Origin of the sequence: Salipaludibacillus sp. CUR1, assembly GCF_021028955.1 — a bacterium.
In the GTDB taxonomy this organism is placed as follows: Bacteria; Bacillota; Bacilli; order Bacillales; family Salisediminibacteriaceae; genus Salipaludibacillus.
Window position 1 is genome coordinate 75,042 of record NZ_JAIWPE010000014.1, and the last position, 12,722, is coordinate 87,763.

Sequence of the window (12,722 nt, forward strand, 5' to 3'; positions counted from 1 at the left end):
CTTGTTTTGGTGAGTGAAACTTATACGGGCAAGTTTGGTACAATAGTTAGTGTAATATATACATATTTTGGATGAGGTGAGAGTGTGGACTTACAAACTTATAGATCTTTAGATGCGACTGATCTCTCAGAACTTATACGAAAAAAGGAAATGTCGCCCTCGGAAATTTTTCAGCTTGCCTGGAAACAGCTTGAAAATATAAATCCTTCCTTGAACGCAGTGGTTCACCACCGGAGGGAACAGGCCTTGGAGGAAGCGAAAAACATAACGGGCGAAGAAGGTGTGTTTGCCGGGGTGCCTTTTCTCTTGAAAAATGCTTCGCAGGCAGTGAAAGGAGAAAAATTGACAGTGGGTTCCCGTTTGCTCGCTTCCCATTCGGCAAAACAGGATTCCCATTTAGTTAGAAAGCTTCGAGCTAACGGCATAGTTGCAGCCGGCCATACAAACATCCCGGAATTCGGGTTAAAAAATATAACAGAGCCTGAGCTTTACGGGCCAACAAGAAACCCTTGGAATACCGGTCATTCTCCGGGCGGTTCAAGCGGCGGTTCAGCAGCTGCTGTTGCAGGCGGAATTGTCCCGGCAGCCGGTGCGAGCGATGGCGGGGGATCGATCAGGATTCCTGCTTCATTTACTGGATTATTCGGGTTAAAGCCGACGCGCGGGCGCATGCCTGTAGGACCCGGTTCCGGCCGGCAGTGGCAGGGGGCAGCGATCGATTTTGTATTAAGCCGGTCGGTGCGTGACAGCGCTGCGTTGTTTGATTTACTTCAGACTGTCCAGCCTGAGGCAGCTTTTCAAGCGCCTCTTCTGGAAACACCCGTGCTCCAGGAAAAAGAGAGTGACTGGGCGAAGCCATTGACTGTCGCTTTTTCCACACAGTCACCGGTCCACACGCCAGTCTCTGATGAAGCCGTGGAAGCGGTGAAAAAGACAGCCGCCTGGCTTGAAAAAGAAGGCCACAGGGTTGAAGAAGCCTCTCCTGAGCTGGACGGAGTGAAACTGATGGAGAACTATTACTTAATGAACAGCGGAGAATTGGCAGGGGTCGTCAGCACGCTGGAAAAAATGTCAGGCAGGAAAATAACTTCGTACGATCTTGAACTGGAATCGTGGATGCTGAGTGAAGCTGGAAAAAGGGTGTCGGCGGCAGAATTTTCTTTAAGCCTTCAGGCATGGGATGCCGCAGCAGCGGTAACCGCCTCTTTTCATAAACGGTACGACCTTTATGTGACCCCGGCCACTGCTTACCCCGCGCCAAAGATCGGTGAGCTCACCCAGTCGCCAGCCAATGCCAAGGAATTCAGAAGAAAGCTGGCAGAAGCTTCTTCGAGCGGACAGCAAGCTCTTATTTACGAGATGTTTCTTCCGAGTCTCACTTATACGCCTTATACACAACTGGCAAACCTCACGGGGCAGCCGGCTGTGTCACTGCCCCTCCATCTAACGGGGGAAGGCCTTCCTCTCGGTGTCCAGGTGATGGCTCCAAAGGGACGGGAAGATCTCCTCTTCAGACTCGCCTTTCAATTGGAGCAAAGTGAATTATGGAAAGGAATGAAAGGAAACCCGTTATTTGAAGGCCGCGAACGTTGAGGCGCTGAGATATAAACCTTTTACAGGGGATACCGCCAATTCACTTTAAACGGGCAGATAGTAAGAGTACGGCTTTATCTTTGTATCTGTCACGTCGACATGTGTCTCTATAATTTTTCTTAAAAATGAAACTTTTTCCTGGTAAAGGTCGTACAAGGTATAAGAAAGTGCCAAAGAGGAGAGATCATATGCAATCTTCTAAAAGAAACCTGTTATCTCTGTCCGTAGCAGGGGTAATTGTGCTTGCAGCATGCGGAGAAAATAGTGAGTCTTCCAGCCAGGCTGAATGGGACTCCTTTTCTCCTGAAGAGTTCCCTGACGTTTTTCTGGCAGGGGAATTTGAACGCACTTATGAGCAGACAAGCAATGAATTCCAGGAAAATGTGTCATATGATGAGTTTCAAAGTCTAGGCGAAGATTTCAGCCGGGAAGCAGGCACCTTTAAACTTGTTTCTGATATGGAGCTGAACGGGCTAATGGAATATCAGTGGATGAACAGTGATGGTACAAAGGGAATTAGAAGTTACTTTTCGGAGGATTTTACGATCGAAGGGCTGCGGCTCATGCCACTGGACTCTCCCTTTGAAAGTGAGTCCGTATTCACTGAAAATACATATCGGATGCCGGTTAATAATAATTGGGTTGTGTTTTGGGGAGGGACGAACGAGCTTGTCAACTACCATTATCCTTATGAAAACCAGCGCTATGCCTATGACCTTGTTGTCAAAAAAGACGGAAGTACTTTCAGGGGTGATCCTGAAGACAATGAGAGTTACCATGCATTCGAAAAAGTGGTTCTCGCACCAGCGTCAGGAAAAGTGGTGAGTGTTGAAGACGGAATCCCTGATAACACGCCGCAAATTGAAACAAATGAAGAAGCTCCACTTGGCAATCACGTCATTATCGAACATGGACACGGAGAGTTCAGCGTAATCGGCCACTGCAGAAAAAACTCTCTGATCGTTTCAGAAGGAGATGAAGTCTTCCCAGGCGACATCATAGGGCTGGCCGGAAATTCAGGAAACTCCAGTGAACCGCATATTCATTTTCATGTCGCCGATGATGCTGACTGGCAAGAGGCAAAATCGCTGAGGATCCGTTTTAATGACGGCGAAGAGCCGGTCAGAGGTGATGAAGTAACCGGGTTTTAGTGATTCATCCTGAAAAAATAAGGGTGATAGGAAGAATTAGAGAGTAGGCGGGGGTTAACAGTGTGGTTTTGGGACGGTTAGCGGATAATCAGGAGCTGTCGTTGGGAAAATTGAGTGTCCGGGTAACAAAATCAGGAGTCAATCAGCGAAAAAGCGATTCAATCGGCGAAAATTGAGGGTCAATCAGCGAAAAGCGGCCTCCTATCAGCGAAAATAGAATTCAATCAGCGAAACCCACCCTTCAATCAGCGAAAATCACAAATCCCGGCACCTTCCATGTTAAAATGCGGGTAGGCATAAAGAAATGGCAGGTGAGACCAATCGAACCTATTTTGGAACTTAAACAGTTATCGAAAACGTTTGGTAAAGAACACGTCTTAAAAGAAATTGATTTAACGGTATATGAAGGGGAAATTATCGGTTACATCGGTCCTAACGGCGCAGGAAAAAGTACGACTGTGAAAATTATGCTCGGGCTGATTGAGGAATTTGACGGCAAGGTGAGCATTTTTGGAGAGGATATTTCCAGCGGGGACCATACATACAAGAAAAGAATCGGTTATGTCCCCGAAACAGCGGATCTGTATGAGAATTTAACAGCTTACGAGTATTTGACTTTTACAGGCGAACTTTACGGCATGGCGCATGAGGAAGCAGACGCCAAGGCGGCAGAGCTGGCAAAGCTGTTTGGCCTTGAAGAGGTGTACCATTCAAGAATTTCTTCCTTCTCAAAAGGGATGAAACAAAAGGTGCTGCTTATTTCAAGTCTGCTTCATAATCCTGACCTGTTATTTTTAGATGAACCATTGAGCGGGCTCGACGCCAACAGTGTCATGATTGTGAAAGAGATACTGGCTAAGCTGGCAGCCGGGGGGAAAACTATCTTTTATTCCTCGCACATTATGGAAGTTGTCGAGAAGATCAGCCACCGCATTGTCCTGCTTTCGGACGGCAGGCTTATAGCAGACGGGAGTTTTGAAGAGCTGAAAGGGCAGAATATGGACGGAACTCTGGAAGAAATTTTTAATGAGTTAACGGGCTTCGATGAACATGAAAACATTGCTGAAAAAGTCGTTGCCATTGTTCAGGAAGGGTAAAAAATGAAAAATTACCCGTCCTTAAAGATTGTCGATGTATTTAAAGGGGTGTTCCAAAGGTTTGGTGTGGATTATCCGGCGATGAGGAGAATCCTGCAAATCAAGCTGACGATGGACCGGCGCAGGATGCCGACTGTGTTTAATGAAGCCGGCAGGCAAAATAAAGATAATGAATCAAACCAGTTTTTGAAATCCCTGTGGATTTACGCTTTTTTAGGCCTTGTCCTTATTCCATTCATATTAATCAGAGACAGCTATATGCTGCCAATGACACTCGTTTACGGGGTGTTAATGTTTTTGCTCATGACGTCAATGATTTCGGACTTTTCCCAGGTGCTGCTCGATATCAGGGATAAGAACATTTTAAATACGAAGCCGGTAAACAGGAGGACGGTTAATGTGGCAAAAATGGTGCATGTGAGCATTTATATGTTTATTCTCACGGGCACAATTACCGGGATACCGTTACTGGTCAGTCTGCTCGTGCGCGGGTGGCCGTTTTTCATTGTTTTTCTGGGGCAGATTATTCTTATAGACTTGTTAATAGTCGTGGTGACGGCTCTCTTATATATCCTCGTTTTAAGATTTTTTGACGGGGAAAAATTGAAGGATATTATTAACTACGTTCAAATCGCTTTATCGTTATCAATAGTGATCGGTTATCAGCTCGTGATCCGCTCGTTTGAAATTTTCAATCTCGACTTTACGTTTGCACCTCAATGGTGGCAGGCGTTTCTGCCTCCCATCTGGTACGGGGCGCTGTTTGAAACCCTCCTTGGCGGAAGCCGCGATGTCTATTTAATTGTGTTTTCTATTTTGGCTGTGACCGTCCCGTTCCTGTCAATTTATATATACATTAAAGCGATTCCGTCTTTTGAAAGAAACCTGGAGAAACTGTCGCATCAGGAGCAGGGGAAGAAAAAGAAGAAAGGGCGTCTTGGCCGGCTTCTTTGTAAAACGAGAGAAGAAGAGATATTTTATTATTTTGCCCGGAAAATGATGAAAAACGAACGGCAGTTCAAACTGAAAGTCTATCCTGTATTAGGCCTGTCCTTTGTCATTCCTTTTATTCTTATTTTTAACGAGGTGCGCATGAGCTCATTTGAAGAAGTGGCGGCCAGCCGCTATTACTTATCGGTGTATTTTTCAGCTATGATGATCCCGACAGTAATTCTCATGCTCAGGTACTCTGAGAATTTCAAAGGATCGTGGGTCTACAAAGCACTTCCGGTGACAAACAGAAGCCCAATTTTTAAAGGCACGCTGAAAGCTTTTATAGTGGCATTATATGTGCCTGTATTTGCTGCCTTAAGCGGCATTTTCATGTTCATTTTTTCCGTAAATATTTTTCCTGATTTAATCGTGGTGTGGCTGGTGTCCAGCCTGTATGTCTTATTCTGTTTCAAAGTGCTGAACGGAGAGATCATGCCTTTCTCTGAATCGTTCGAAATGGCCCAGCAGGAAACGGGGAAAGTCCTGTTTTTGTTCGTACCCATCCTGGTGTTATACGGCATTCATTTCTGGGTAGGCGGGCTCACATTCGGCACGCCGGTTTATGGAGCTGTCCTCTTTGTGGCCAATATGGTGCTGTGGAGAAGACTATAGAAATAACAACGTGCCGGACGATGGTTTCCGGCACGTTTTTCTTAATTAACAGGGACGTAGCCTGATTTTTCAATTAGTTCCTGGCCTTCAGGGGAGAGGATCCAGTCAATTAAGTCATCAACGTGGGGATTGTCACTCCCGGCAGTGACGGCATAGAATTCTGAGGTGATTGGATAAGTACCATCCCGGATCGTCTCTTTTTCCGGGTAGACCCCTTCAATTTCCAAGTGCTTTATGTCTCCGTTTTGCACCATCTCTGTGGAGAAATAGCGGAATGAGTATCCTAAGGCATTGCGGTAATTGTGATAATTGGCCGTTTCAGAAATAATCCCGCCCATGCCGCCGACCACATCTTCCGTAGGAGGTTCCATAAGGGGGGTGTTACCCATTAAATTTTCAAGAGCCGTCTGGCTTCCGCTGTCGGCTGGGCGCTGAAAAGCGCGTATAGCTTCATCGTTGCCTCCGACTTCCTTCCAATTAGCTGTTTCACCGGAGTAAATAGACTGTATGTCTTCAACAGTGAGGCCGGCGACAGGGTTTCTTGAATTAACAAAAAATACGAAGGCTTCTTTTCCAATAGGTGTGAGTTCAAGTTCCACTCCATAACGTTCGGCCTGCAGCTCCTGATTTTCTGACGGCCCGGCGGCAAAAATGATATCAGCCTCCCCGCTGATCAAGCGGTTATAAGCTTCGTCTGTCTTAGTGGAAACAACTTCACTGTGCCGGCCGTATGGATCATAGTTTTTCTCCGGGTAAACCGCCTGGGCAAAAGAGGCGTACACCGGATAAAGAGCAGTTGCGCCGTCCATCACAGGCAGTTCATCCCCTATTTGAAAGCTTGATTGAGTTTCAAGAACGGCCACGTTGGTCCCTTCTTCAAATGGCTGGTAGTCATGCAAGTCAACTCCGCGGTCAGTTACCATCTTCAAATTGTCGATATAAGTGTTGTATCCCCAATAGCCGGCAGCCGAGAGTACTGCCAGGCTGAAAAAAACGGCAGCGGCAATTTTTAAAACTTTCGGGCGGACCGGGATAAAAAAATAAACGGCTAAATAAATGATCAGAAAGCCGGCAATGGCAACAACTAGCGGAGTATAAAAGGCCAACCCTCCAAAAATAGCGGTGAGGAAGGCTGCGATATATCCTCCGAAGATAATAAGTCCTGTGAAGAAAATAAAGTACACAATTCGAACGCCAATATTGTCCTTCATTTGTTTCAACCTTTCTGCGTCTATTAAATCAGTTGTTGGACCCCGAGGTGGCAGCTGCTGATCCCCCTGCAAAGGCGGCAATCATGGCTGCCTGCTGTGCCTGGATAATCGTTTCTATTGTTGTGAAAATTCCTGTCTCAACTATGTTATTCTGATCAATTTTTTCTCTGACAGCGAAATTAGCGGCCATAATCGTATTTAAATCCTTATGCCATTTAAACCACTTGGTCGTGTTCAATTCTTCAGTCAGCTCTTTAATATGGTGCAAGTCATTTTCGTCAGCATTTACGAGTGCCAGGAGTCCGATTTCAGGGTAGTGCATCGGCTTAATTTTTATTTTTTCCTGCAGGAGTTTATCGCGCATGTTAAGACACAGGCTTATTAGCTGCTGAGGAGAAAAAGTGTTATCAATTGATAAAATATGGCTTAAAAACTGCAGATCGTTTCCTTTCCGGAAGCCACTCTGGTTAAGCTCGCGATAGAAGTATTCGACATGGTCCATAAGAGGCTCGACCTCTTTATCGAGCTGGGCTAGCAAAACAGATAAGGGATAATCATTTTTTGAAGTGATAAAGGGATGGTGAGTCTTCATTCCTTTATGAACGGCAAGAGACCTCTTAATTGAATTTTCGTGAGTACTGTCGTCAGGGTCTCCGGAAAGCATGACAAGGGCTGAAATATAAGTGAAAGATCCGCGAGCAAAGCCTCCTTTGACGAGTTTATCATACAGTTCAGTCATTTCTGCGTATTTTTCCTGTGGGTGGTCGAATCGCTGGAGAAGCATGGCTGCCGTTGTAAATCTTTGGTGCGACCGCATTGTTGAAAAAAGAGAAGATTCTTTTTTGATAAAATCTGCAAGCTCAGTGAAAGCTTTTAAATCAAATGGGGTGTTTTTTATAACGTAAAAAGAGGCGGCCATCATCAGTATGCGCTGGTCGGGAACGTGCCAGCGGAATTGATTCCGCAGCTGTTTATAGATATCTTTGTATTGACTGACTTTGTTCATATCCGTTACTTCCATTTTTTTCAACTCCCTGAGTTAAGCTTTTTATTACTATGGTTTACGGGCGAAAGGGTCTAAAGTTTCCGTTTCATAAATGTATTTTTGAAACTGCTGGTTTTTTAAGTGAAAGGCAGATTTTCCAGTGGAGATGGAAAAGAATGTGTTTTAAGGAGTGCTGATGGAGTGAATGATATACTGAGAGACATTTACCATCAGCGTTTTTAATGTTAGGCCGGCAATAGAGGGATGATGAAGGAGGATAAACGGAATGCTTGTTACCATTAACTGGACGGTTATTATAAGTCTTTTTGTTATCGTGATAATTATGATAGCTGGAGTGTCCTATCTTATATGGAGAAGCCGGAGATAAGTATTGAAAAACGCCCTTTTGAAGGGCGTTTTTTGAAACTATCCTTCTAAAAGAAACTTCCGTACTTCTTCTGCGAAACGGTCTGGTTCTTCGTAATGAGGAGTATGGCCGCTGCCGGTGAAAGTGATGATCCGGCCTTTATCAGTGTTCTGTAAAAAGAAGTGGCGGTGAACATCACAGGCTACAGGATCATGAAGTCCGTTGATCATCAGCATAGGAACGGAAATACCTGACAGTTTATCAAACAGCGGTTCAAAAATCCTTCCTTCTCGGCGAAGGCGGTTGTAATGAATTTCGGAACGATCGTAAAAGTGTTCCCATTCATCCTCTGAATACTTGGATGTATCTGTATGGCTTTCATTATTATAGCGGTAAATCTCCATTCGGCTGTCTTCCAGGCCGTTGCTTAAGGCCATATAGCCTTCTGTTAATTCGATTGGTTCAGCCTTGGAATCGCGGAGTTTCAAGCACTGCTGGGCCAATTCGTCTTTTCCGTATTTTAAGGCGAGCGCGGCGGTTTTTGTAAGGAGAGCCCGGCTCGTGACGGTAAAGTCAAACGTAGGTCCTTCAAAGATCACCTTATTTACCGCATCCGGATAATGCCAGCTGTAGAGCAGAGCTAAGTAGCCTCCGAATGAGTGGCCGATGACTGACCATTTGGAAATGCGGAGGGTCTGTCTGATTTCTTCACAGTCCGCAACGATATCCATTAAACCAAATGGCTCGTTGTCTTGAATAACTTCTGAACGGCAGACGCCCCTCTGGTCAAGCATAACGACGTGAAAATTACGGCCCAGCCTCTGTCCCTGATGCTGGGCAAAATCAAAACAGCTTTCTCCAGGGCCCCCGTGGAGATAGAGAATAGCGTGATCGTTTTCTGTGCCAAATTGTTCTGTGTAAATTTCTTTTCCGTTGATTATCAAGTGTGATCCCTCCAGTTAATTAGGTTTTTCCAGTGGAAAAAGCAAAATGATCTGGAGGGCCGCGGCAGCAGCAAGGTTAAAAATTATGTTCGTTTTGAGTCAAATAAAAAACCTCCTCAAAGATCAATATACAAAATATGGTACCATTGATTTGAGAAGATTCAAATAATTTGTTGAACTAATAAAATAAACTTTGTATATAAAAACCTGGCGTTTTCCCAGGACTTGGCGTTGGGCAGAAACCTGGTGTTATTGACTGGTGTATGGAGATAAAAGGTCGTCTACCTCGTCCATTTGCTTAGCGCACCACTTATACATTTTTTTGGCTTCGGGGTTTTCTGTATCAAGGGCATACAATGCAAGGTCTGCCTGGACTTTTTTTATGCTTGCTCCAAGTAAAGGCAGTTCGACAGGCTGCGGCACCTGAACAAGATCATCGTACAAATCAATGGACAGCTGCCCGTATTCGTCAACTTGAGCAAGAAAAACATTATCCAGATTTGCATTCATTTTGGCTAGTTCTGTATGGAGCCAGTCCCGGCTGAGGCCTCTCGTGGCTAAAGGTTCATCAAGGATTTTACCATCCATTACGACTGTTTCGGGCTCTTTAATAGGGGCGACAGTTTTGTTTAACACTTTTGGTGTGATCGGCTGCTGTTCTTTTTTCGTGAGAATGTTTAATTCGCCATTGCCTTCAAGTACGGCAAATTCCACATCTGCATATTGAAAGACATCTTTTGAACGGAGTTTTTTCAGCAGCTCATCTGTCGTAAGGCGCTGTTTTTTCATATTATCTTCAAGAATTTTTCCATCTTTAATAATTGGTATCCCGTCGCCTGTCACAAAAGAACGGAAGGCGGCGCTTTTCACGTTCAGTAAAGAAGCTCCGACAATTAAGATTCCCCAGACCGCGAGTGCAGTCAGCGGAATTCTGACTGGGACAGCCAGCTGGAAAGATCCAAGGGCAATAATAATAGCGACAATCCCCACCAGGCTGAATTCAAAAGGAGAAGACTCTCCAATTGGTTTTCGTACAAAAACTCTCGAAATAACTAATAAAATAACGAACCCTGCAAGACTTCTCAGGGCCACTTCCACCCACTGTTCCATCATACTGCTCCCCCCTATTCTTGTTGGTATTGAGGTTCTTCATTTTCAATCTGCATTTTTCTCTTCTGAATTTCATTTAGTACAGCTTTCGTTCTTTCGGCGCTTTTAAGGAAAGTTTCCTTCGTCTCCTCGTCTGAACTTTTTGCAGCAAACGTCAATAACGTTGCTTCAATCGACTGCAATGAAACGAGTGTCCCTTGCACCTGGCTGCCAACTGACATACCGCCACCTCCTTGCTGGGTATTGCTGGGGGGTCAGACCCCCCAGTTTCTTCCACTTACTGTTTGCCTGCTTCGATTGATACGGCGTGGGCGATGCATGGGATGGTTTCTTTCTGCTGGTAGGACATTGGTGACAACAAAGCCCCTGTAGCTACGACCAGTATTTTCTTTAGTTCGCCTTTTTTCATTTGGTTAAGCAGATGTCCGTATGTGACTGCAGCTGAGCAGCCAGAACCGCTGGCACCTGCCTGAACCGGCTGGCCTTCCCGGTAAATCATGAGCCCGCAATCCTGGAGGGTTTCTTCAGGAATGTTTAAATCTCTTTCTTTCAGAAGGTCTTTTAAGATCGGCATACCGATTTTCCCTAAGTCTCCCGTTGCTATGAGGTCATAGTGGTCAGGCTCAAGTCTTCTGTCCCGGAAATGGGCCACAATGGTATCAAGGGCTGCAGGCGCCATGGCCGCACCCATATTAAACGGGTCGGATAACCCCATATCAATTACTTTTCCAATTGTAGCGGACGTCACAATCGGCCCGTCTCCGGAATCCGCTACGACCGCTGCTCCTGAAGCGGTCACTGTCCATTGGGCCGTCGGAGGTTTCTGGCTGCCGTATTCTGTCGGATATCTGAACTGTTTTTCTGTGGCCGCGTTATGGCTCGATGCGGCTGCAACAATATACTTGGCGTGTTTGGAATTAATGGTCATCCCAGCAAGTGCAAGTCCTTCCATGGACGTTGAACAGGCGCCGAATAATCCAAGGTAAGGGATCGCAAGTGTTCTGCCTGCAAAACTGGAAGGCGTAATTTGATTGATTAAGTCTCCTGTAAGCATGAAATGAATATCTTCGTTTTGTAATCCGGCTTTCTCGATCGCGCGTGTGATTGATTCTTCAAGCAGGACTTTCTGTGCTTTTTCATAAGAGTCCTGTTCCAGCCAAAGGTCTTCATGCAATAAGTCAAAGTCGTCTGCAAGAAGCCCATTTGCTTCAAAAGGTCCGCCGACTGTACCTGTAGACAAAATGACAGGCTGATTTTCAAACTCCCACGTCTGATGCCCTTTTAACATAAAACATCCCTCCTGACCCTAATAAATTTAGTATTTTTATAAATACAGGGAAAAATACGCATAAGTGCTAAACACTTTTATAGCTGGACGCTATGTAAAAACGGCACAGACCAGTGACAGGTCAGCTGATCCGTGCATTCTTCGTTACTGTCTGTATTGAGGTTCTTCTTGTTGTATTTCCTGCAGACGGGGCTCAAGGCCGTCCACAACACCTTGTGTCTGCTGGGCCAGTTGTTGGAAAAGCTGCTTTGCCTGCTGATTTTCAGTTTCAAGGGCAAATGTCTCCAAACTCGCCTGAGCACTCTTTAAACCGGCGACTGTTTGCTTCATTTTTGCTGCTACTGTCATATGTCATTCCTCCTGATCATTTTTAGTGAAACAGACCTTCGGTAAATAGAATGGTTTAAAAAGCAGTTATTTATTATTTGATATAGCTGTTAAAATACGGAATTTAAAAGAAGGGAGCGGTTCGGCCTCAAGCATATTTTTTGAGCCGGCTCCAGCCATACTGGTATAATTCTCTGTGGGAAAAATGGATAAGGAGTGGTTTATAGATGAGTACAACAACACACCCTCAGGATTTGGGGTTATTTCAAACGATTCAGGAACGACATTCGGTTAGAAAATATGAAACAGGAGTAAAAATTCCTGATCATGAATTAAATGAGATTCTTGAGGCGGCAGCTCAGGCGCCTTCTTCGTGGAACCTTCAGCACTGGAAGTTCCTAATCATTGATGATAAGGAAAAAAAGGAACAGCTTCTTCCGATTGCTTATAATCAGCAGCAAGTGGTGGAAAGTTCTGCAGTCATTGCGGTGCTCGGCGATCTGAAGGCAAATGAAAACGCTGAAGAGGTTTATCAAGGAGCAGTAGATAATGGATTCATGAGTGAAGACGTGAAAAACACATTAGTCGGGCAAATTAATGGCGCCTATAAAGGAGACACACCTTTCCCAAGGGATGAAGCTGTATTAAACGCTTCGCTTGCCTCTATGCAGCTAATGCTCGCTGCAAAAGCGAAAGGGTATGATACATGCCCGATGGGCGGGTTCCAGCGTGATCGGTTTGTTGAAGAATTTAACGTGCCGGAGCGTTACGTCCCGGTTATGCTGTTAACAATCGGTAAAGCAGCAAAACCTGCACACCAGTCAGACCGCTTTCCGCTCGAAAAAGTAACAGTCAGAAATTCATTTTAATTTTGATATGAACCCCGCAGGCACTCGTGCTTGCGGGGTTTTTGTAAATAACTGGGGGGTCAGACCCAGTAGCCTTGCATGAATGGAATATAATGTAATTTTGAGTTTACAAACACAAAAAAAGCTCCTATTGTAGAGGAGAGACCAATACTTGTTCCCAATCCTCTACAAAGGA

Annotated in this window: 12 protein-coding genes; 5 read left to right on the plus strand and 7 right to left on the minus strand. The window is 45.1% G+C overall.

Annotated elements, in window-relative coordinates; translation table 11 throughout:
• Nucleotides 1-84 precede the first annotated feature (84 nt).
• From K8O68_RS02785 to K8O68_RS02800, 4 genes are all read left to right on the plus strand, one after another.
• Entirely contained in the window at nt 85-1,593 is a 1,509-nt protein-coding gene (locus K8O68_RS02785) for an amidase family protein (protein ID WP_230895414.1), read from the plus strand.
• Between the two features lie 188 nt (nt 1,594-1,781).
• Complete coding sequence (locus tag K8O68_RS02790; RefSeq protein ID WP_230895415.1) at nt 1,782-2,744, plus strand: M23 family metallopeptidase; 963 nt, start codon at nt 1,782-1,784, stop codon at nt 2,742-2,744.
• 320 nt (nt 2,745-3,064) lie between these two features.
• A complete protein-coding gene (locus K8O68_RS02795; protein WP_370640473.1) occupies nt 3,065-3,841 on the plus strand; it encodes an ABC transporter ATP-binding protein in 777 nt (258 codons plus the stop codon).
• Nucleotides 3,842-3,844: 3 nt separating this feature from the next.
• Nucleotides 3,845-5,446 carry a hypothetical protein gene (locus K8O68_RS02800; protein WP_230895417.1) on the plus strand — a complete coding sequence of 534 codons (1,602 nt, stop codon included), beginning with the start codon at nt 3,845-3,847 and terminating at the stop codon, nt 5,444-5,446.
• Between the two features lie 41 nt (nt 5,447-5,487).
• On the opposite strand, the gene K8O68_RS02805 is transcribed toward K8O68_RS02800, so the two are convergent.
• From K8O68_RS02805 to K8O68_RS02835, 7 genes are all read right to left on the minus strand, one after another.
• Nucleotides 5,488-6,657 (minus strand): substrate-binding domain-containing protein, encoded by a 1,170-nt coding sequence (locus K8O68_RS02805; RefSeq protein ID WP_230895418.1) that lies wholly within the window; start codon nt 6,655-6,657, stop codon nt 5,488-5,490.
• 28 nt (nt 6,658-6,685) lie between these two features.
• Nucleotides 6,686-7,678 (minus strand): DUF4003 family protein, encoded by a 993-nt coding sequence (locus tag K8O68_RS02810; protein ID WP_230895419.1) that lies wholly within the window; start codon nt 7,676-7,678, stop codon nt 6,686-6,688.
• Nucleotides 7,679-8,068: 390 nt separating this feature from the next.
• The gene (locus K8O68_RS02815; protein ID WP_370640472.1) at nt 8,069-8,953 is read right to left on the minus strand and encodes an alpha/beta fold hydrolase; all 885 of its coding nucleotides are present in this window, start codon (nt 8,951-8,953) and stop codon (nt 8,069-8,071) included.
• A gap of 249 nt (nt 8,954-9,202) precedes the next feature.
• Complete coding sequence (locus tag K8O68_RS02820; protein ID WP_230895420.1) at nt 9,203-10,066, minus strand: DUF421 domain-containing protein; 864 nt, start codon at nt 10,064-10,066, stop codon at nt 9,203-9,205.
• Nucleotides 10,067-10,077: 11 nt separating this feature from the next.
• Nucleotides 10,078-10,284: a DUF1657 domain-containing protein gene (locus K8O68_RS02825; RefSeq protein ID WP_230895421.1), complete on the minus strand. Its 207-nt coding sequence runs from the start codon at nt 10,282-10,284 to the stop codon at nt 10,078-10,080.
• Between the two features lie 56 nt (nt 10,285-10,340).
• Nucleotides 10,341-11,351 (minus strand): stage V sporulation protein AD, encoded by a 1,011-nt coding sequence (spoVAD, locus tag K8O68_RS02830; RefSeq protein ID WP_230895422.1) that lies wholly within the window; start codon nt 11,349-11,351, stop codon nt 10,341-10,343.
• A 144-nt stretch (nt 11,352-11,495) separates the two neighbouring features.
• Nucleotides 11,496-11,699 (minus strand): DUF1657 domain-containing protein, encoded by a 204-nt coding sequence (locus K8O68_RS02835; RefSeq protein WP_093050668.1) that lies wholly within the window; start codon nt 11,697-11,699, stop codon nt 11,496-11,498.
• A gap of 206 nt (nt 11,700-11,905) precedes the next feature.
• Here K8O68_RS02835 and K8O68_RS02840 point away from each other — a divergent pair, with 206 nt between their 5' ends.
• Complete coding sequence (locus tag K8O68_RS02840; protein WP_230895423.1) at nt 11,906-12,547, plus strand: nitroreductase family protein; 642 nt, start codon at nt 11,906-11,908, stop codon at nt 12,545-12,547.
• Nucleotides 12,548-12,722 lie beyond the last annotated feature (175 nt).

Excerpts from the sequence above, each read along its gene's own strand:
- K8O68_RS02835 (WP_093050668.1), bottom strand. The coding sequence starts at position 11,699 with ATGACAGTAGCAGCAAAAATGAAGCAAACAGTCGCCGGTTTAAAGAGT.
- spoVAD (WP_230895422.1), bottom strand. The coding sequence starts at position 11,351 with ATGTTAAAAGGGCATCAGACGTGGGAGTTTGAAAATCAGCCTGTCATT.
- K8O68_RS02790 (WP_230895415.1), top strand. The coding sequence starts at position 1,782 with ATGCAATCTTCTAAAAGAAACCTGTTATCTCTGTCCGTAGCAGGGGTA.
- K8O68_RS02805 (WP_230895418.1), bottom strand. The coding sequence starts at position 6,657 with ATGAAGGACAATATTGGCGTTCGAATTGTGTACTTTATTTTCTTCACA.
- K8O68_RS02820 (WP_230895420.1), bottom strand. The coding sequence starts at position 10,066 with ATGATGGAACAGTGGGTGGAAGTGGCCCTGAGAAGTCTTGCAGGGTTC.
- K8O68_RS02810 (WP_230895419.1), bottom strand. The coding sequence starts at position 7,678 with ATGGAAGTAACGGATATGAACAAAGTCAGTCAATACAAAGATATCTAT.
- K8O68_RS02840 (WP_230895423.1), top strand. The coding sequence starts at position 11,906 with ATGAGTACAACAACACACCCTCAGGATTTGGGGTTATTTCAAACGATT.
- K8O68_RS02825 (WP_230895421.1), bottom strand. The coding sequence starts at position 10,284 with ATGTCAGTTGGCAGCCAGGTGCAAGGGACACTCGTTTCATTGCAGTCG.
- K8O68_RS02800 (WP_230895417.1), top strand. The coding sequence starts at position 3,845 with ATGAAAAATTACCCGTCCTTAAAGATTGTCGATGTATTTAAAGGGGTG.